This window comes from Roseomonas gilardii, assembly GCF_001941945.1.
Taxonomy (GTDB): Bacteria; Pseudomonadota; Alphaproteobacteria; order Acetobacterales; family Acetobacteraceae; genus Roseomonas.
In genome coordinates, this window is record NZ_CP015583.1 from 4,232,565 (window position 1) to 4,252,249 (window position 19,685).

Below are 19,685 nucleotides of genomic sequence, written 5' to 3' on the forward strand. Positions count from 1 at the left end.
CCGGGGGCCGTCCCTACCCAGAACTGTCCAGGAGTGCGTGAGAGTGGCCACCAAGACGACGCCCAAGGTGCATATGGGCACGCTGACCGGCGGCGAGGGGCGCGAAGCCTACGCGAAGAACCCGGTCATCCTGCTGCCCATGGGCAGCCATGAGGACCAGGGGCCGCACGCCCCGATGGGCGACTACCTGCTGGCCGAGAAGATCGCGGAACTCGCCGCGCTTCGCGCCACCGAGCTCGGCACGCCCACCTATGTCGCCCCGGTCCTGCCCTTCGGCGGCTCCGACTGGTTCGCGCCGATGATCGGCGGCATCGCCATCACCCAGGCGACGCTGACCAGCGTCATCACCGACATGGTGGAGAGCCTGCACCGCAACGGGCTGACGCGCATCGTCGTCGTCAACGGCCATGGCGGCAATGTCGGCCCGATCGCCGAGGTGGCGCGCCGCCTCTACGAGAAGGACAGGACCATCCTGCCGAGCCTCTACCTCTGGCGCATCGGCTACGGGCTGCTGCCCGGCATCATCGGAGCGGAGAAGGCCAGGGCGGTGTCCGGCCATGGCGCTGACCCGCTGACCAGCATCGGCCTGCACCTCTTCCCGGAGCTGATCCGTAAGGACATGGTCCCCGCCGCCGCGCCGCTGAAGAGCGATAGCGTCCTGGGCCTGCCCTTCACCGGCCTGGGCACGGCCAGCTTCGACGGCGCCGAGATCGGCATGCCCAACTCCTACGACGAGGTCTACCACGACGGCGTCGCCAAGGGCGATCCGAACCTCTCCTCCGCCGAGACCGGCGCCGCCCTGTCCGAGACGCTCACCGACATCGTCGCCCGCTTCGCCGTCCATTTCGCGTCGCGTGTCCCGGCCTGATCCGGCCGGGGCCAGGGAGGGCTCTGCCCTCCCTGGAACCCACCCGCCCAGGGACGTTGGTCCCTGGGAACCCTGTGAGCGCTCCGCGAGGAGGGGGCTTCGACCGCCGTTGCACCAGAAGCGACCGGTTTCCCAATCCCCCTCCTCGCGGAGCGCTCATGGCGGGGTCTCGGGGGCACACTGTGCCCCTGAGCGGAGGGTCCGGGAGGCAGAGCCTCCCGGTTCCCAGGCCCAATCCTAAGGCAGAGGAACGATGGCGGGATACGAGCTGGTGGTCCGGGGCGGCATGGTCGCGGCCGGGGGTGGCGTGCGGCGCTGCGACGTGGGCGTGCGGGGCGGGCGGATCGCGGCGGTCGGCGAGGAGCTGCCCGTGGAAGGCGCGCGGATCGTCGAAGCGGACGGGCTGCTGGTGCTGCCGGGCGGGGTGGACACGCACTGCCATATCGAAGAGCCGCAATCCGACGGCAGCATCCACGAGGAGAGTTTCACCACCGCCAGCCACTCGGCCTTCGCCGGCGGCACGACGACGCTGGTCTGCTTCACGCCGCAGTTCAAGGGCGGCGGCATCCTGGAGCAGCACCGCGCGAACCGGGAGCGCGCGGCGCGTGGCATGATCGACCACGGCTTCCACCAGGTGATCACCGACCCGACCCCGGCGGTGATGGACACCGAGTTGCCGCAGGTGGTGGCCGACGGGGTGGCCAGCCTGAAGGCCTTCCTCACCTACGACCCGTTGCACCTGACGGATGCGGAGTTCCTGCGGGTCCTGCTCGCCGCGCGGCGGCACGGGCTGATGGTGCATGTGCATTGCGAGAACCACGACGCCATCCACTGGCGGCAGCAGGCGCTGCTGGCAGCGGGGATGACGGCGCCGAAATACCATGCCTGGGCCCGGCCGCCGGTGGTGGAGCGCGAGGCCACGCACCGTGCCATCGCGCTGGCGGAGCTGGTGGACCAGCCGGTCCAGGTCTTCCACGTCTCCTGCGCCGAGGTGGCGGAGGAGATCGCCCACGCCCAGGCGCGGGGCCTCAAGGTCTGGGGCGAGACCTGCCCGCAATACCTGGTCCTGACCGCGGAGGACATGGACCGCCCGGGCTTCGAGGGGGCCAAGTTCATCTGCAGCCCGGCCCCCCGCCAGGCCGGGGAGCATGCGGGCACCTGGGAGATGCTGCGCCGGGGCACCCTCTCTGTGGTGTCGTCGGACCATTGCGGCTTCTCCTTCGGGGGGGACCGGGGCAAGGCGCGGAACGGGCGCGACGCCTCCTTCGACGCCATCCCCAACGGCATCCCGGGCCTCGCCGCCCGCCTGCCGATCCTGTTCTCCGAAGGTGTCTCGAAGGGGCGCATCGACCTCGCCCGCTTCGTCGCCCTCACCGCCACCGAGCCCGCCCGGATCGCCGGCCTGTCCCACCGCAAGGGCGCCATCGCCCCCGGGCTGGATGCCGACCTCGTGCTCTGGGACCCGGCGAAGGAGGTCACCCTCACCAACGCCCTGATGCAGCATGCCATCGACTACACCCCCTATGAGGGGCTGGCGGTGAAGGGCTGGCCGGTCATGACCATCGCCCGGGGGGAGGTGGCGATGGAACAGGGCAGGATGCTGGCCCCGCCCGGCTCCGGCCGCTGGCTGCCCCGCGACGCGAGCGAGACCGCCCGCCCCCTGGGCCGCCTGCCGGATGGCTTCGAGGCCGCACCTCCGCTGCCCTGAGGCCGCTACCCTGGAGCCTCCGGCGGCAGGGCAGGGTGGCCAGCCGCGCGCCCTGACAGAAATTTGCCCTTTCCTTCCCCGGGCGCGGCCATGGTAGGGCTCTGGTTCCAGAGCAAGGCCCACTTGCCCTAGGGAGGGAAGCATGTCCGGTTCTCCGGCACGCGCACATGCCGATCAGGTCCGCGCCGTCCTGCAGGATGGCGCGGCGGCGGCGCGCTCCGTGGTGGCGGCCTCCTGGCGCCGCTCGATGACCCAGTACGGGCTGGACCCGGAAAACCACCGCGCCCCCTGGCGGGTGACGGAATCCGAGCTGCGCGAGGCACGCGAGCGCATGGAGCCCTTGATCCAGCTCGCCCAGCCGAGCATGGACCGGCTGTTCCAGGCCGTGGGCGGCATCGGCTGCTGCGTGCTGCTGACCGATCGCCACGGCGTGCCGGTGGAGCGCCGTGGCGCCTCGGCGGACGACACGCAATTCCGCGACTGGGGCCTCTGGACGGGCACGGTCTGGAGCGAGGCGCAGGAGGGGACCAACGGCATCGGCACCTGCATCGCCGAGCAGCGCGCGCTCACCATCCATCGCGACCAGCACTTCCACACCCGCAATGCCGGGCTGAGCTGCAGCACCGTACCGATCTTCGACGAGGAAGGCCGCCTCGCCGCCGCGCTCGACGTTTCCTCCTGCCGCGCCGATCTCACGGAGGGCTTCACCGGCCTGATCGCCACCGCCACCGGCGAGGCCGCGCGCCGCATCGAGGAGCGCAACTTCCGCCGAGCCTTCCCACGCGCGCGCATCGTCCTGGCCGATGACCGGGCGCCCGGCGCGCTGCTCGCCATTGATGCGGACGACTTGGTGATCGGTGCGACGCGCGCCGCCCGCCTGGCGCTGAACATCACCCCCGAGAAGCTGCGCCAGGCCCTGCCGGCGGCCGACCTGCTGGGTTCCGGCGGCCCGGCCACGGATCTCCTCCAGGCCGAGCGCAGCGCGGTGCAGCATGCCCTGGCGCGTGCCGGCGGCAATGTGTCCGCCGCCGCCGAAGCGCTCGGCATCAGCCGCGCCACGCTGCACCGCAAACTGCGCCGCCTCGGCCTGCGCGGCGCGAACTGAACGGACCCCTGTCGCAGTTCTGCGACAGGACGCGGCTTCCACGCTTTCCGGGCAGGTGACAGGACGGGGGCGAAGGTTCCAGCTTACCCTCGACGCGATCGACAACGACGACGGATCGCGACGGAGGGAACCATGACCAAGCTCGACGCCCTGCGCGTGACGGATTCCCCGTTCAAGCGCCGCTACGGCAACTTCATCGGCGGCCAGTGGGTCGAACCCGCCAGCGGCCGCACCTTCGCCAACACCTCGCCCGTCAACGGCCGCATCCTCTGCGAGGTCGCGCGTTCCGACGCCACCGACATCGACCGCGCTCTGGATGCCGCGCATGCCGCCAAGGACGCCTGGGGCCGCACCAGCGTCGCCGAGCGCGCGAAGCTGCTGAACGCGATCGCGCAGCGTATGGAGGACAACCTCGACCTCCTCGCCCGCGCCGAGACGCTCGACAACGGCAAGCCGATCCGCGAGACCACCGCCGCCGACCTGCCGCTCGCCATCGACCATTTCCGCTACTTCGCCGGCTGCATCCGTGCGCAGGAAGGCACGCTGAGCGAGATCGACCACGACACCGTGGCCTATCACTTCCACGAGCCGCTGGGCGTCGTCGGCCAGATCATCCCGTGGAACTTCCCGATCCTGATGGCGTGCTGGAAGCTCGCCCCCGCGCTCGCCGCCGGCAACTGCGTGGTGCTGAAGCCCGCCGAGCAGACGCCGGCCTCGATCCTCGTGCTGGCCGACCTGATCGCCGACATCCTGCCGCCCGGCGTGCTCAACATCGTCAACGGCTTCGGGCTGGAGGCCGGCAAGCCGCTGGCGCTCAGCCCGCGCATCGCCAAGATCGCCTTCACCGGCGAAACGACGACGGGCCGGCTGATCATGCAGTATGCCAGCCAGAACCTGATCCCCGTCACGCTGGAGCTCGGCGGCAAGTCGCCCAACATCTTCTTCCAGGATGTCGGCGCCGAGGATGACGACTTCCTCGACAAGGCGATCGAGGGCTTCGTGATGTTCGCGCTGAACCAGGGCGAGGTCTGCACCTGCCCGTCCCGCGCGCTGATCCATGAGAGCCTCTACGACCGCTTCATGGAGAAGGCGCTGAAGCGCGTCGGGGACATCAAGCAGGGCGATCCGCTCGATCCCTCCACCATGATCGGCGCCCAGGCCTCCAGCGAGCAACTGGAGAAGATCCTGAGCTACATCGACATCGGAAAGCAGGAAGGCGCCGAGGTGCTGATCGGCGGCGAGCGCAACATCCTGTCCGGCGACCTCGCGGAAGGCTTCTACATGAAGCCCACCGTCTTCCGCGGCCACAACGGCATGCGCGTCTTCCAGGAGGAGATCTTCGGCCCCGTCGTGTCCGTCACCACCTTCAAGGATGACGAGGAGGCTCTCTCCATCGCCAACGACACGCTCTACGGCCTGGGCGCCGGCGTCTGGACGCGGGACGTGAACCGCGCCTACCGCTTCGGCCGCGCCATCCAGGCCGGGCGGGTCTGGACCAACTGCTACCACGCCTATCCGGCCCATGCGGCCTTCGGCGGGTACAAGCAATCGGGCATCGGGCGCGAGACGCACAGCATGATGCTCGACCACTACCAGCAGACCAAGAACATGCTGGTCAGCTACAGCCCGAAGAAGCTCGGCTTCTTCTGAAGGGCTGTGGGGGGCGGCGCGGGATGTCCACCCCGCGCCGCCCGGGAGCCACAAAACCCCGAAAACCCTGAGATTCGGAGAACGTCCATGGCCAGGACCATGAAGGCGGCGGTCGTCCGCGAATTCGGCAAGCCACTCACCATCGACGAGGTGCCCATCCCCGAGGCCGGGCCGGGGCAGATACAGGTCGCCATCCGCGCTTCCGGCGTCTGCCACACCGACCTGCACGCGGCGGAAGGCGACTGGCCGGTGAAGCCCAACCCGCCCTTCATCCCGGGGCACGAGGGCGTGGGCTATGTCTCCGCCGTCGGCGCGGGCGTGAAGAACGTCAAGGAAGGCGATCGCGTCGGCGTGCCCTGGCTCTACACCTCCTGCGGCCATTGCAGGCACTGCCTGGGCGGCTGGGAGACGCTGTGCGAGGCGCAGCTCAACACGGGCTATTCGGTCAATGGCGGCTTCGCGGAATACGTCGTGGCCGACCCGAACTATGTCGGCCACCTGCCGAAGAACGTGTCCTTCACCGAGATCGCGCCCGTGCTCTGCGCCGGCGTCACGGTCTACAAGGGCCTGAAGATGACCGAAGCCAGGCCGGGCGACTGGGTGGTGATCTCCGGCATCGGCGGCCTCGGCCATATGGCGGTGCAATATGCCAAGGCGATGGGCATGCATGTCGCGGCGGTGGATATCGACGACGCCAAGCTCGACCTGGCCCGTCGCCTTGGCGCCAGCCTGACGGTGAATGCGAAGCACGAGGACCCGGCCACGGCGGTGAAGAAGCACACCGGCGGCGGCGCTCAGGGCGTGCTGGTCACCGCCGTCTCGCCCAAGGCCTTCGAGCAGGCCCTCGGCGTGGTCGGGCGCGGCGGCACGGTGGCGCTGAACGGCCTGCCGCCCGGCGACTTCCCGCTGCCCATCTTCGACATGGTGCTGAACGGCATCACCGTGCGCGGCTCCATCGTCGGCACGCGGCTCGATCTGCAGGAATCCCTCGACTTCGCCGGCGAGGGTCTGGTCAAGGCGACGGTCAGCACCGAGCCGCTGGAGAAGGTCAACGAGATCTTCGACCGGATGCACAAGGGCCAGATCGAGGGGCGCGTCGTGCTCGATCTCGCGTCATGATGGGCGGGGAGGGGGCTGTCGCTTCCTCCCCACAACCCCGGAGGACCCTGGCATGGCCGAGACAGACACGAGGCCGGACCGCGTGCGCGCCACGCCCGCCGCGCTGGAGCTCCTGGCCGAGATCCAGGCGGATCACGGCCCGGTGCTGTTCCACCAGTCCGGCGGCTGCTGCGACGGCTCCTCGCCCATGTGCTATCCGCAGGGCGACTTCGTGATCGGCGAGCGCGACGTGCTGCTGGGCGAGATCGGCGGCACGCCCTTCTACATCGGCGCGGCGCAGTACGAGGCCTGGAAGCACACCGACCTGTTGATCGACGTGGTGCCCGGCCGCGGCGGCATGTTCTCGCTCGACAACGGGCGGGAGAAGCGCTTCCTCGTCCGCTCGTCCTGCAGCGTCCCGCCACGGAGGGGGTAATCCTGGCTGTTCGCCGGCGTCGCCCTTCCGGCCCGGGGGAAAGGCCCTGCCTTTCCCCCGATACCCCCTATCCGCCAGGACCCTGAGGGTCCTGGACCTCCCATTCCCTGCTCCCTGCCGCGGGCCGGATCGCGCCGGAGAGCATGGCTCTCCGGCGGTGGCCGCTGCCACGCGCGTGGACAGGGTGTCTTGTCTCTTCTCCGGTGCTTCCGGATCCGTCCGCGCCATGGGATCGGCGCTTTGGGCTGACGGTTGCCGAGGGTGCCAGCTCATCGGGTCCAGGGCGCGCAGCGTCCTGGCGGAGAGGGGGCCGGGGCGAGAGGCAGGGCCTCTCCCCCGGGGCGGGACGCAAGGCGCCACGCCAGAACACCACGGATCAGAACTGGAAGTAGACGAACTCCCGGACATTCGCCATCAGCATCATGGCGAGCAGCAGGGCCACCGCCGCCAGCCCGCCGCTGACCGGCCCCGGCCGGAAGCGCGGCAGGCGCGCCGGGCGGCGGGCCTCCCGGCCATCCGGCGTGCCGTCCACGATCTCCTGGGAATTCGGCGCTGCCAGCACCAGCACGCTGCCGGCCACGAGCACCATCAGGCCCCAGCCGGTGGAGATCAGGGCGCCGATCCCGCCCAGATGGTCGCGCAGCGCGGCGATTCCGCCATCCCGCAGCACCTCCAGCGCCGCCAGGGTTTCCGGCCGGACGAGACCACGCGCGCCTGCCATGCCGGACAGCACCCAACCGGCCTCGGCCAGCCCGGGCGCGGCGAAGAAGACCCAGGCGAACATCACCGCCAGCAGCGTCAGCGCCCGCGCCGCCAGTAGGGGCAGGCGCCGCCCCGTGCCGCTCCAGAGGTGGTTGACGACGAGGTAGCCGCCATGCAGCGCGCCCCAGACGAGGAAGGTCCAGCCGGCGCCGTGCCACAGCCCGCCCAGCAGCATGGTCAGCACGAGGTTCAGGTGCCGTCGCGCCGGCCCCTGCCGGTTGCCGCCCAGCGGGATGTAGACGTAGTCGCGCAGGAAGCGCGACAGCGTCATGTGCCAGCGGCGCCAGAAATCGCTGATGGAGAGCGCCTTGTAGGGCGAGTTGAAGTTGTACGGGAAGCGGATGCCGAAGATCCGCGCCAGCCCGATGGCCATGTCGGAATAGGCCGAGAAATCGAAGTACAGGCCGAGCGAGAAGGCCAGCACCGCCATCCAGGCTTCCGCCATCGCCGGCTGCGCCGCCCCGGCGAAGACCGGCGTCGCCAGCGCGCTCACCGGATCGGCCAGCAGCATCTTCTTCACCAGCCCGGTGACGAAGAGCGCGAGACCCGCCGCCGCGTCCTCGCTGCGGAAGCGGAAGGTCCGGGGCGCGCGGAACTGCGGGATCAACTCGTGATGATGGACGATCGGCCCCGCGATGAGATGCGGGAAGAAGGTGACGAAGAGCGCGTAGTCGAGCAGGCCATAGGCTTCGCCGCGGCCGCACCCGCAATCCACCAGATAGGCGATCTGCACGAAGGTGTAGAAGGAGATGGCGAGCGGCAGCACCACCGCGTCCAAGGCGAGGTCCAGCCCCGTCAGCGCGCCCAGGTTCTGCGCCAGGAAGCCGGCATACTTGTACCAGCCGAGCAGCAGCAGGTTGCCGCCGACGCCGAGCGCCACGAGCCATCGTGCCAGCCTGGGCCGGCCCTGCCGCACCCGCAGAATGGTCCGGCCGAGCATATGGTTGACCAGGATCGAGAGCAGCAGCAGCCCGAGGAACTCCACGCTCCACCAGCCATAGAAGACCAGCGAGGCCAGCAGCATCCAGAGCCGCGCGCCCTGCATCCCGGCGAAGCGTGCGCAGAGGAAGAAGCCCGCCGCCGTGGCCGGCAGGAAGCCCAGGATGAAGACATGCGAGTTGAACAGCATGGCCGGCTACTCCGCCGATCCGCCGACCAGGCCGCGTTCCGCCATGCGGCGCGCCAGGTGATCGGTGAAGTCGCGGTGGTTCGGGTAGAGCAGGTGCGCCGCATCGGCGAAGCGCGCATCGGGCCAGGGCAGGGCGCGACCGTCGATCACGCGCCGGGCATCGCCGCCCAGCGCTTCGGTCACCGCCTGCGTCCAGTCCCGCACCAGCCGGCCCTGCGGATCGTAGAGCCGGCTCCATTCCGGCTTGGCCGGCAGCGTCGCCACCACCAGCGTCACGCCTCTGTCCGCCAGCATCGCATCGAAGCTCCGCAGCGCGGCGAAGCAGTCGGGATCGAGCACCGGCGCCGGCTGGTAGGAAGCAGGCCGCACCAGGATGCTGGAGCCCAGCGGGTCGGTCATCGCGTCCTCGGGGGACAGCGAGGTGCCGCGCCAGCGGGTAAGCGCCTCCCGCGCCAGGTAGAGCGGGCGGAAGCCGGTGAGATAGGGCAGCCAACTCGGCACCTGCCCGGCGAGGTAGGCGCGGGCGAGATCCTCGTCCACGAAGGCGGAGTCCTGCGGGCCGCAGCTCTCGAAGTCGCGTGGCGCCATCACCGTGAGCACGGTGCGCAGACGCGGCGTGCGCTCCAGCAGCAGCCCGGTGAGGAAGGCTGTCTGGTCCACGTGCAGGAAGCAGGGCGCGGCATTGTAGGCCCGCACCCCCGGCAGCCGCCGCTCTAGCAGCCCCATGTCGAGATTGCGCCAAGTGACGGAGGAGCCGACCGCGATCAGCGTACGGTCCCCCAGCGGCGCATCCCTCAGCAGGGCGAGCTTGCCGTCGATGCAGTCGGTGGCCGCCAGCGGCGGGGGTGGCAGCAGCGCCCGGCGGGCCAGCGCCATGTGCAACCCGGCCAGGGCACCGATCCCGCCCAGGAAGAGGCCCAGGAAGACCAGCAGGAAGCGGCGCGCCGGGCGGTGGGCCTCACGCTCCATCTGGGGCGGATGTGCGGCCTCCCGATCGGGGCGGCCAAGGGAAGGGGACGACGGGGCGTAGCTGGTGTCGGCCATGGAAGGCCTCCAGTCGAGCGCCATGCCAGGCCGGAAGAGCCGAAGCAGACGGAATCGATGACGGTATGGTGCTTGTTCCCAAGCCCAGGACGGTGACGGCTCCCGCAATGCCCGCTCGCGGTCCCGCATCCAGGCCGTGCCATCCCCTCCCGGGGTGGCGAAACGGCATGGGCGGCAACCGGTCGGTCGCGCGGGGAGGCGGCAGCGGTCTAGGGCGGGCTGGTCATCGAGTCGTCTTCAATTCCAGGAAACGGTTCAGAATTGAGATTAGTCTGACCGGATGAGGAAGTGCCGCCCAGCCCCCTTCCCATCACATCATCATTTTGTGATCGAGGGCCCGAAGGAGCGCATCCTCATTCCTCTGGCCCGGCCGCCTCGCCACCCCTCGCCGCGCCGACCTCCCGCGCCACCGCCAGCAGCAGCCGGCGCAGCCAGGCATGTCCGCCATCCGCCTCGAAGCGCCGGTGGAAGATCATCGACAGCCGTGTGTGCTGGATCTCCACCGGCACCGGCCGCAGCACCAGCCCATGCGCCTCCGCCATGCGATGCGCGAGGCGGGCGGACAGCGTCATCACCATCCCGGTGCGCTTCAGGATCTCCGGCACCGCCGCCAGATGCGCCACCACCGCCCCCAGGCGGCGGGGATGCCCCGCCTTGCGTAGCGGCTCGTCCAGCGCCCCGTCGCGCGATCCGTTGGGCGAGTGCAGCAGGTGCGGGAAGGCGGTGAAGCGCTCCACCGTCAGTTCCCCCTCGCAGAGCGGGTGGTCCGGCCGCAGCAGCACGCAGAACTCCTCCGGCAGCAGCCGCAACCGCGTATAGAGGCTCGGCGGTTCCGGCAGCACGCCGATGGCCAGGTGCACCGCGCCGGCTTCCAGCAGCGCCTCGGCATTGGTGCGGTCGCCATGGCGGATCGCGAGCAGGCAGCCCGGTGCCTCCCGCGCCATCCGTTCCAGCAGCGGCGGCGCCAGGATCGCCTCGGCATACTCGCTCATCGCCACGGGAAAGACCCGCTCGGAGGTGGCGGGCTCGAAGGGCGCCTGCGCCGCCAGGGTCTCGCGCAGCTTCTCCAGCGTCTCGGCCACCGGCCCGGCGAGCGACATGGCCAGCGCCGTCGGCTCCACCCCGCCCGGGGCGCGCAGGAAGAGCTCGTCGCCCAGCATCGTCCGCAGCCGCGCCAGGGCGTTGGAAACGGCGGGCTGCGACAGGTTCAGCCGCGCCGCCGCCCGGGTGACGTGCCGCTCCCGCGCCACGGCGTCGAAGACGCGCAGCAGGTTGAGGTCGAGATTGCAGGGATCCGCTGTCATGGCTCCGGGGAGGTTGGGCGCTCGGCGCCGCCAGGGGAAGGGGCCCCGCCGCCGGGCAGGCCCCCGGAGGCAGGCGGTGCCCCGGGCGTCTGGCACCGGGCGGAGTCGTCCCCGGGGGAGCGCCCGCCCTCAGCTCCGCCGCAGGGCGCTGCCGTAGAACACCAGGATGCTGCGGTTGAGCAGGAGGATCTGCGCGCGCGACAGGGGAAGGGAGCCGCAGCGCGGGTCGAAGAGAGCGTGGCGCAGGTCCTCGTAGAGGGGGCGAAGCTCCTGGCGCATGGGCGGGCGGCGATAGGCGGGGCGGACGGCCAGCACGCGGCCCGAGGCATCCACCTGGATCTCGAATTCCAGCACGGCATCCGGCGGCACGGGCACGTCGCCGCGGCAGGGGGCGATGTGACGGATCAGCGTTCCGACGAGCTGCGCCGAGGAATCGTGCGGGGCGTCCTGCGCCCGGGCGGCGGGTGGGAGGAAAGGAAGCAGCGCCAGCAGGGCAAGGGCGCGGCGGCGCATGGCCGGTGCTATTCCGAGTTCCAGCCCGCCTTGCGCTCGTAATGCTTGAAGTACTTCTCGGTGACCTGGTCGGTCTTCACCACGACGCAGACATCGGTGGTGTTGAACTGGTGATCCACCACGGCGCCGTCGCCGACGAAGCCGCCGAGACGCAGATAGCCCTTCACCAGCGGCGGCAGGTCCGCCAGCGCGTGGCGGCCGACCTGCGACGGATCGAGCCGCACCATGCTCTCGTAGCGGTCGGGCAGGGCGCGGGGCCGCAGGTGCGGCGGCGCCATATGGTTGAGGGCGAGATAGGTCAGCGGCTCCGCCAGCGCGTCCAGGTCCGTGCCGGGCAGGGAGGCGCAGCCGAACATCACCTCGACCCGGTGCTTGTGCACATAGGCGGCGATGCCGCGCCAGAGGAGCTGCAGGCTGCCGCGCGTGCGGTGGTTCTCCCCGACGCAGGAACGGCCCAGTTCGAGGATCTGCCCCGGCAGGTCGAGCAGCGGGGTGAGGTCGTACTCGTCGGCGGAGTAGAAGCGGCCGATCAGCGACGCGGCCTCGCGCCGGATGAGGCGGTAGGTGCCGACCACCGATTCCGGGCCTTCGCCGAGGCTGTGGTCCACCACCAGCAGGTGGTCCGCCACCGCGTCATAGGCATCGACATCGCGGCCGGGGCGCATGTCCGGCGTGGGACGCGCGCCCATCTCCTCGTAGAAGACCTTCCAGCGCAGGGCCTGGGCGGCCTCGATCTCCCAGTCCCGTGCCGCGATCCGCACACCGAGCTCGCCGGCGCGCAGCTCTCCGAAGCCGGCATCGGTCATGGGAGGGGGGCCATGGAATTTGTCACGGATCACCCCCTGGACCACGCTCATCCTTCGCCGTCCGTATCCCGTTGCCGCGCCAGGGCCTCGCCCTTGGGCTTGCGGCCGAAGAGTTCCAGCCGCTGGCCGATCAGGGAGAAGCCGAGCCGCGCGGCGATCTCCTGCACCAGGCGCTCATGCGCGGCGTCCTCGAACTCGATCACCTTGCCCGAGTCGACATCGATCAGGTGGTAATGATGGCCATGGTCCGTCGGCTCATAGCGGGCGCGGCCGCCGCCGAAGTCATGGCGCTCCAGGATGCCCTTTTCCTCCAGCAGCCGGACGGTGCGGTAGACGGTGGCGATGGAGACCTTGGAGTCGATGGCGAGCGCCCTGCGGTACACCTCCTCGACATCCGGGTGGTCCTGGGCCTCGCTCAGCACGCGCGCGATCAGCCGGCGCTGGCCGGTCATCTTGAGCCCGCGCTCGACGCAGAGGCGCTCGATGCGGGAGGGGTCTGGGCGTGCTGCGTCCATGCGTCCGTTCTAGTCTTGTCCCCGGCGGAGCGGGAAGGGCCGTCCAGGCGGCACATTACCCACCCCTGGCCCTCCACGGCAAACATGACGGGTCGGCGACACCCGTCATGCTGTGGCGTCTCAGCCGCCCGCGCGGCGGCTCCGGCCCCGCGGGCGCGTTCCCAGGCCGATGCTCTTGGCCAGGGAGGAGCGGTGCTGGGCATAGTTCGCGGCGACCATCGGATAGTCCGGCGGCAGGCCCCAGCGCTCGCGGTACTGCTCGGGCGTCAGGTTGTAGTGCGTCATCAGGTGCCGCTTGAGCATCTTGAGCTTCTTGCCGTCCTCGAGACAGACGAGATAGTCGGGCGTGATGCTCTTCTTCACCGGCACGGCAGGTTCCGGGCGGGTCACCGGCGCCGGCTCGGCCGGCTTGCCAAGACCGAGGAGCGCGCGGTGGACTTCCGTGATCAGCCCGGGCAAGTCATTGTGCTGGACACTGTTGTTGGAGACGTGTGCTGCGACGATCTGAGCCGTCAGAGCCAGTACGTCGCCACGTGTCTCTTCCTGGGCCGGCGCATCGGCCATGTTGACTCTCCTTGAGATCATAGTCCCGGATCACCCGCACAATATCTCTGGAATTTGGCGGGAACCTGCACGAACCTAAATAGACGTGGCCGGGCAGAAAAACAACAGGAGGTTTCATGATCAGTTCAGGTGAAGAAGAGTTGCTCGACTATGATTCGCGTATCGACATCACACGCGACACTTGCCCCATGACCTTCGTCCGGACACGCCTCGCCCTGGATCGCATGGCGCCGGGACAGGTTCTTCTGGTGGAGATGCGCGGCGCCGAACCGGTGCGGAACGTGCCCCGCACGGCGGTGGAGCAGGGCCATGAGGTCCTGTCGCAGGACGAGGCGGGGGACGGGCTGGTACGGCTCTGGCTTCGCCGCGGGGGCTGACGGAGCAGTTCCGGCTTCGTGCGGCGCTGGCCACGCATCACATCTGGCGTCGCGCTGCCCCCCGGGGGGACAAGGCTCCGCCTTTTCCCCCCGGACCCCCCTTATCCGCCAGGATCCTGCGGACCCTGGACCCCATTCGTTGGCGCCTGCTGACGCCGGATCGCGCCGGAGAGCCAGGCTCTCCGGCGACTGCCGGTGCCGCCAGCAAGGAAATGGTGATTTCTTCTTCGGGAGCCCCGCTGACGGTTGCCACAGGCACCAACGAAAGCCCCGGGACCCGGGGACCGGCTTTTCGGTCCCCCACCATGGTCATGGGCGGTGTGGGGGTCTCGGGGGCGAGGCGGAGCCTCGCCCTCGGGGGTTGAACACCAAGTGCGCGGGCAGGAACGGTGGCGAAAAGCCGCCATGCCGGATCAGGCCGGGACGCGAGCCTCGTGGACGGCTTCGGCCAGGGCGCGCACATGGTCGTGCACCCTGCGCACCGTCTCCGGCCCGGCGCGGCCCTCCGAATCGAGCGTGGAGGCCAGGGTTTCGACCAGCGCCGTGCCCACCACCGCCGCATCGGCCACGCGCGCCGCCTCGGCCGCCTGTTCCGGCGTGCGGATGCCGAAGCCGATGCCGATCGGCAGCGCCGTCGCGGCGCGGATACGGCCGACATTGCGGCGCAGCTCCTCCGCCGCGGCGGAGCGTGTGCCGGTGATGCCGGTGATGGAGACATGGTAGACGAAGCCGCCCGCGCCATCGAGGGCATAGGGCAGGCGGGCGTCGTCCGTGGTGGGGGCGATCAGCCGGATCAGGTCCAGCCCCTGCGCCGTGGCGAAGGGCGCCAGCTCGTCCGCTTCCTCGGGCGGCATGTCCACCACGATCAGCCCGTCCACCCCGGCTGCCGCGGCATCGGCGCAGAAGCGCTCGGCGCCATAGGCCAGGATCGGGTTCAGGTAGCCCATCAGCACCACGGGCACCGCGTCCTCGGCGGCGCGGAAGCCGCGCACCATCTCCAGGACCCCCGCCAGGGTGGCGCCGGCCTTCAGCGCGCGCAGCCCGGCGCGCTGGATCGCGGGGCCGTCGGCCGCCGGGTCGGTGAAGGGCACGCCGAGCTCGATCAGATCCGCGCCCGCCGCCGGCAGGCCGGCCAGCAGGGCGCGGGAGGTGTCCAGGTCGGGGTCGTAGGCCTGCAGGTAGGGGATCATCGCCGCTTTGCCCTGCGCCTTCAGCGCGGCAAAGCGGGCGGCGATGCGGCCCGCGCGGTGATGATCCTGGCGCTGGTGGTCCTTGTGCTGCGCGGTCATCAGATCTCGGCCCCCAGGTGATGCGCCACGGTGAAGATGTCCTTATCGCCACGCCCGCTGAGGTTCAGCACGATGGTCTGGTCCTGACGCATGGTAGGCGCCAGCTTCATGACATGCGCCAGCCCATGCGCGGATTCGAGGGCGGGGATGATGCCTTCCAGCCGCGAGCAGAGCTGGAAGGCCTCCAGCGCCTCCGCATCGGTGGCGGAGACGTATTGCACGCGCCCGATCTCGTGCAGCCAGGAATGCTCCGGCCCGATGCCGGGATAGTCCAGCCCGGCGGAGATGGAATGCGCCTCGGTGATCTGGCCTTCCGGCGTCTGCAACAGGTAGGTGCGGTTGCCATGCAGCACACCGGGCTGGCCGCCGTTGATGGTCGCCGCGTGCTCGCCGCTCTCGATGCCGCGCCCTGCCGCCTCGACGCCGTAGATCTGCACGGATTCATCGTCGAGGAAGGGGTGGAACAGGCCCATGGCCGAGGAGCCGCCGCCCACGGCGCAGACCAGCGCGTCCGGCAGGCGGCCTTCCAGCGCCATGTGTTGCTCCCGCACCTCGTCGCCGATCACGCACTGGAAGTCGCGCACCATCTCCGGATAGGGGGCGGGGCCGGCCACCGTGCCGATGCAGAAATAGGTGTCGTGCACATGCGCGACCCAGTGGCGCAGCGCCTCGTTCATCGCGTCCTTCAGCGTCGCGGCGCCGGAGGTCACGGATTCCACTTCCGCGCCCAGCAGCTTCATGCGGAAGACGTTGGGCTTCTGCCGCTCCACATCCGTGGCGCCCATGAAAACGGTGCAGGGCAGGTCGAACAGGGCGCAGGCCGTGGCGGTGGCCACGCCGTGCTGCCCGGCGCCGGTCTCGGCGATCACACGGGTCTTGCCCATGCGCCTGGCCAGCAGCATTTGCCCGAGCACGGCATTGATCTTGTGCGCGCCGGTGTGGTTCAGCTCCTCGCGCTTCAGATAGACCTTGGCGCCGCCCAGGTGCTTCGTCAGCCGTTCCGCGAACCAGAGGGGCGAGGGCCGGCCCACATAGTCCTTCAGCAGCAGGCGCCACTCCGCCTCGAAGGACGGGTCCTTGCGCGCCGCGTCATAGGCGGCCTGGACCTCCAGGATGTTCGGCATCAGCGTCTCGGCCACGAAACGGCCGCCGAAGCCGCCGAAGCGGCCGCGGCTGTCGGGGCCGGAGCGCAGGCTGTTGGGCAGGGTCTCGTTCATCGGGGGCGTCCTCTGGTCCAGAGAGCAGATAGCGCGCGCGAACGGATTGCGACAGGGCAGGAAAGGTGGGGCTGGTGTGGCACCAGCCGGCACGCTTGCCGTCCGGCGTTGCGCTGTCCCCGGGGGGAAGGCTCTGCCTTCGCCCCCGGACCCCCCCATCCGCCAGGACGCTGCGCGCCCTGGACCCCATTCGCTGGCACCGGCTGTGGCCAGGTCGCGCCGGAGAGCATGGCTCTCCGGCGACTGCGGTCGCCACCAGCGCGGATCATGTATTTTTCTTCTCTTCGGGAGCCCCGCTGATCCACCTGCTCTCCGGGATCGGGCCGCGGGCTACGGCTGCCGCGGGAACCAACTCAAGCCCGAGGTCCGGGGACCGGCTTCGGTCCCCAGCGGAGAGGGTTCGGGAGAGGCAGCGCCTCTCCCGGGGCCCGCGAAGGGCGAGGCCGGAACGGAAGCCGTGTCAGGCTCTGGCAAAACGGGCCGCGCCCTGGCCGGCCCGGCGGGGGCGCCGTGCCATGCGGGTTCAGCCCTCGATCGCCCGGCCGGCCCGGTGGCGCCGCAGCAGCCACCAGCCGAGCAGGGCGGAAAGCGCGAAGAGCCCCACGCCCAGGGCGATCTGGGTGCCCTGGTTCACCGCCACGCCCTCGCCCAGCAGCACGAAGACCGCCGTCTGCGGGACGTAGCCGATGGCCGAGCCAAGCAGGAAGGGGCCCGCCGCGACGCCGGACAGGCCGGCCAGCAGGTTGAGGGCGAGATTGTTGCCGACGGGCAGCAGGCGCAGCGCCAGGGTGGCACCGAAGGGCGAGCCCGCGAGCACGTCGTGCACCGGCTTGAGGCGCCGGCCGAAGCGCCCGGCCAGCCGCCGTGCCGCCCATTCCCGCCCGATCACCCGGGCCCAGCCATAGCCCAGGGCGCAGCCCAGCACCTGGGCCAGCATGGAGAGGCCGCCCCCCGCCAGGGCGCCGAAGGCACTGCCGCCGAGGAAGGCCACGGCCTGGCGCGGGGCGCCGACGGCGGTGGCGACGGCACCGACCAGCACGAAGAGGGTTTCCGCCCAGAGGCCGCCGCCGCGCATCTGGGCGCTCATGAAGGCGATGCCGTGGTCCTCGCCCAGCTCGCGCAGCACCCAGCCGGCCAAAGCGAGGCCCAGGGCCAGCAGCAGCAGGCGGAAGACGGAGCGCAGCGGGCCGCGCGAGCGGTCGGGCAGTGTCACGGCTGCGCGGGGGCGGCCGGAGGCGGCGCGGGTTCCGCCGGCGTGGCGGGCAGCGGTGCTGCATGGGCCACCTGAGGGCGCTTCCAGCGCCGCTGCAGCCACATCACGCCCAGCAGGTCCACGATCCCCACCGCCAGCCGGTCCAGCGTGCCGTAGTTGGAGACGCCGCGCGTCCGGGGGCGGTGGTTCACCGGCTCGCTCACCACGCGGCCGCCCTGGCGGATGGTCAGGGCGGGCAGGAAGCGGTGCATGTGGTCGAAGGGCGGCAGCTCCAGGAAAAGCGCACGGGGGAAGACCTTCAGCCCGCAGCCGGTGTCCGGGGTGGCGTCGCCCAGCAGGCGGGCGCGGACGCGGTTGGCGATGCGGCTGCTCAGCCGCTTCACCGCCGTGTCCTTGCGGGTGGTGCGCCAGCCGGCGACCAGCACCGCCTGTCCCGGCAGGCCTTCCGCCGGGTTCTCCTGCCGCGCCCTGGCCCAGAGCTTCGGGATGTCGGCCGGGTCGTTCTGGCCGTCGCCGTCCAGCGTGGCGATCCAGGGGGCGCGGGCGTGGCGCACGCCGGTCACCACCCCGGCGGACTGGCCGCAGGAGCGGGCATGACTGATCCGCCGCACCGCGAGGCCCGAGGCGGCGGCGGCGTCGATCCGGGCCGCCGTGTCGTCGGAGGAGCCGTCGTCCACGCAGAGGATCTCGTGCGGCACGCCGGCCAGGGCGGCCGCGATCTCGGCCGCCAGCGGGGCGACGTTCGGACCCTCGTTGCGCATGGGGACCACCACGGAAATGGCGGGGGCCGGGCCCGGCGGGAGGCCAATCGGGAAGCCGGTCGGCGCGGCGGAGGGGCTGGCGGTCATCGCGGGGGCGGCCCTGGGATTGGCGTTTTGAGCCGGGGACATGGGGGCTGCGGCCTAGCAGGGGGTCGGCACGCGGTCCAGGGGAAGACTATAATGGCCGCCATGCCCTTCGATCCGCACGCCCCGTCCCGCGAGGACGTCCTGGCCCGGAACCGCCGCGCCGTCGCCCTCTGGCTGATCCTGGTCGCCGCCATGGTCTGGGTCATGGTGGCGCTCGGCGGCGCCACGCGCCTGACCGGTTCCGGCCTGTCCATCATGGAATGGGCGCCGGTCCGCGGCATCCTGCCGCCGCTGAGCGAGGCGGAGTGGCAGCGCCTCTACGACCTCTACCGCACCATCCCCCAATACGAGCTGGTGAACCAGGGCTTCGGGCTGGCGGGGTTCAAGGGGATCTTCTGGCTGGAATGGACCCACCGCTTCTGGGGGCGGATGATCGGGCTGGTCTTCGCCGGCGGGCTGATCTGGTTCTGGGCGCGGGGGCGCATCCCCGCCGGGCTGGGCGGGCGGCTGCTGCTGCTGCTGGCGCTGGGCGGGCTGCAGGGGGCGGTGGGCTGGTTCATGGTGGCCTCGGGCTTCGAGGCCGACCGTACCGCCGTCTCCCCCTGGCGGCTGGTGATCCATCTGGCGCTGGCGCTGGTGCTCTATGCGGTGCTGGCCTGGACCGCGCTGGGGCTGCTGCATCCGGAACGCAAGGCGCCGGGGGGCGGGCGGGTGCTGCGGCGTCTCGCCCATGCCACGGCGGGGCTGGCCGGGCTGACCATGCTGGCCGGCGGCTTCGTGGCCGGGATCAAGGCGGGGTTCGACTACAACACCTTCCCGCTCATGGCGGGCCAGTGGGTGCCGGACGGCTACCTCTTTCTCTCGCCCGCCTGGAGGAACCTGTTCGAGAACGTGGCCTCGGTGCAGTTCAACCACCGGCTGCTGGCCACGTTCACCGGCCTGCTGGCCATCGCCACCGCCTGGTACGGGCTTTCCACCCTGCCGCGCGACACGGCCGGGGCGCGGCGCGCGCGCTGGTGGATCGGCGCCCTGGCCCTGGCCACGCTGGCGCAGTACGCGCTGGGGGTGGCGGCGCTGGTGAACGTGGTGCCGGCCTGGCTCGGCACGCTGCATCAGGCCATGGCGGTGGGGGTGCTGACCGCCGCGCTCGGCACGCTGCATGCCCTGCGCCGCCCGCCCGGCGGCGCGGCGGAAGGCGGGCCGACCCCTACGCGACAGGCGATGTGATGGCCCCGGGCC

General features: G+C 70.9%; 19 protein-coding genes. 8 read left to right on the forward strand and 11 right to left on the reverse strand.

Annotated elements, in window-relative coordinates; translation table 11 throughout:
- The first annotated feature begins 43 nt into the window (after positions 1-43).
- From RGI145_RS19125 to RGI145_RS19150, 6 genes are all read left to right on the forward strand, one after another.
- Positions 44-868, forward strand: a complete 825-nt coding sequence (locus RGI145_RS19125) for a creatininase family protein (protein WP_083670967.1) — start codon at positions 44-46, stop codon at positions 866-868.
- A gap of 253 nt (positions 869-1,121) precedes the next feature.
- Positions 1,122-2,576, forward strand: coding sequence for a dihydropyrimidinase (gene hydA / locus RGI145_RS19130; protein ID WP_075799629.1), 1,455 nt, complete (start codon positions 1,122-1,124; stop codon positions 2,574-2,576).
- A gap of 142 nt (positions 2,577-2,718) precedes the next feature.
- On the forward strand, positions 2,719-3,681 hold the full coding sequence (locus tag RGI145_RS19135) for a GAF domain-containing protein (RefSeq protein WP_075799630.1): 963 nt from the start codon (positions 2,719-2,721) through the stop codon (positions 3,679-3,681).
- Positions 3,682-3,813: 132 nt separating this feature from the next.
- Positions 3,814-5,331, forward strand: coding sequence for an aldehyde dehydrogenase (gene adh / locus RGI145_RS19140; RefSeq protein WP_075799631.1), 1,518 nt, complete (start codon positions 3,814-3,816; stop codon positions 5,329-5,331).
- 87 nt (positions 5,332-5,418) lie between these two features.
- The gene (gene adhP, locus RGI145_RS19145; RefSeq protein WP_075799632.1) at positions 5,419-6,450 is read left to right on the forward strand and encodes an alcohol dehydrogenase AdhP; all 1,032 of its coding nucleotides are present in this window, start codon (positions 5,419-5,421) and stop codon (positions 6,448-6,450) included.
- 52 nt (positions 6,451-6,502) lie between these two features.
- Entirely contained in the window at positions 6,503-6,865 is a 363-nt protein-coding gene (locus RGI145_RS19150; RefSeq protein WP_075799633.1) for a DUF779 domain-containing protein, read from the forward strand.
- 376 nt (positions 6,866-7,241) lie between these two features.
- Here the strand turns inward: RGI145_RS19150 and RGI145_RS19155 are convergent, their stop codons facing one another.
- From RGI145_RS19155 to RGI145_RS19185, 7 genes are all read right to left on the reverse strand, one after another.
- A complete protein-coding gene (locus RGI145_RS19155; protein WP_075799634.1) occupies positions 7,242-8,756 on the reverse strand; it encodes an MBOAT family O-acyltransferase in 1,515 nt (504 codons plus the stop codon).
- Between the two features lie 6 nt (positions 8,757-8,762).
- Complete coding sequence (locus tag RGI145_RS19160; protein ID WP_156878607.1) at positions 8,763-9,800, reverse strand: hypothetical protein; 1,038 nt, start codon at positions 9,798-9,800, stop codon at positions 8,763-8,765.
- 353 nt (positions 9,801-10,153) lie between these two features.
- Positions 10,154-11,104 carry a LysR family transcriptional regulator gene (locus RGI145_RS19165; RefSeq protein ID WP_075799636.1) on the reverse strand — a complete coding sequence of 317 codons (951 nt, stop codon included), beginning with the start codon at positions 11,102-11,104 and terminating at the stop codon, positions 10,154-10,156.
- 129 nt (positions 11,105-11,233) lie between these two features.
- Complete coding sequence (locus tag RGI145_RS19170) at positions 11,234-11,617, reverse strand: hypothetical protein (RefSeq protein ID WP_075799637.1); 384 nt, start codon at positions 11,615-11,617, stop codon at positions 11,234-11,236.
- A gap of 8 nt (positions 11,618-11,625) precedes the next feature.
- Positions 11,626-12,423: a GNAT family N-acetyltransferase gene (locus tag RGI145_RS19175; protein ID WP_075800216.1), complete on the reverse strand. Its 798-nt coding sequence runs from the start codon at positions 12,421-12,423 to the stop codon at positions 11,626-11,628.
- 47 nt (positions 12,424-12,470) lie between these two features.
- Complete coding sequence (locus RGI145_RS19180; protein ID WP_051004856.1) at positions 12,471-12,938, reverse strand: Fur family transcriptional regulator; 468 nt, start codon at positions 12,936-12,938, stop codon at positions 12,471-12,473.
- Positions 12,939-13,058: 120 nt separating this feature from the next.
- Complete coding sequence (locus RGI145_RS19185; RefSeq protein WP_027282479.1) at positions 13,059-13,502, reverse strand: Ros/MucR family transcriptional regulator; 444 nt, start codon at positions 13,500-13,502, stop codon at positions 13,059-13,061.
- Positions 13,503-13,618: 116 nt separating this feature from the next.
- On the opposite strand from RGI145_RS19185, the gene RGI145_RS19190 reads away from it, so the two are divergent.
- On the forward strand, positions 13,619-13,879 hold the full coding sequence (locus RGI145_RS19190) for a sulfurtransferase TusA family protein (protein ID WP_075799638.1): 261 nt from the start codon (positions 13,619-13,621) through the stop codon (positions 13,877-13,879).
- Positions 13,880-14,292: 413 nt separating this feature from the next.
- On the opposite strand, the gene trpA is transcribed toward RGI145_RS19190, so the two are convergent.
- The 4 genes from trpA to RGI145_RS19210 form a co-directional block, all read right to left on the reverse strand.
- A complete protein-coding gene (gene trpA, locus RGI145_RS19195) occupies positions 14,293-15,168 on the reverse strand; it encodes a tryptophan synthase subunit alpha (protein WP_075799639.1) in 876 nt (291 codons plus the stop codon).
- Positions 15,168-16,385, reverse strand: a complete 1,218-nt coding sequence (gene trpB / locus RGI145_RS19200) for a tryptophan synthase subunit beta (RefSeq protein WP_075799640.1) — start codon at positions 16,383-16,385, stop codon at positions 15,168-15,170. Before trpB ends, trpA begins: the two co-directional genes overlap by 1 nt.
- Positions 16,386-16,908: 523 nt before the next feature.
- The gene (locus RGI145_RS19205; RefSeq protein ID WP_075799641.1) at positions 16,909-17,598 is read right to left on the reverse strand and encodes a TVP38/TMEM64 family protein; all 690 of its coding nucleotides are present in this window, start codon (positions 17,596-17,598) and stop codon (positions 16,909-16,911) included.
- Positions 17,595-18,488 (reverse strand): glycosyltransferase family 2 protein, encoded by an 894-nt coding sequence (locus RGI145_RS19210; protein ID WP_472509237.1) that lies wholly within the window; start codon positions 18,486-18,488, stop codon positions 17,595-17,597. Before RGI145_RS19210 ends, RGI145_RS19205 begins: the two co-directional genes overlap by 4 nt.
- A gap of 51 nt (positions 18,489-18,539) precedes the next feature.
- Here RGI145_RS19210 and RGI145_RS19215 point away from each other — a divergent pair, with 51 nt between their 5' ends.
- Complete coding sequence (locus tag RGI145_RS19215; protein WP_075799643.1) at positions 18,540-19,673, forward strand: COX15/CtaA family protein; 1,134 nt, start codon at positions 18,540-18,542, stop codon at positions 19,671-19,673.
- Positions 19,674-19,685: the final 12 nt, after the last annotated feature.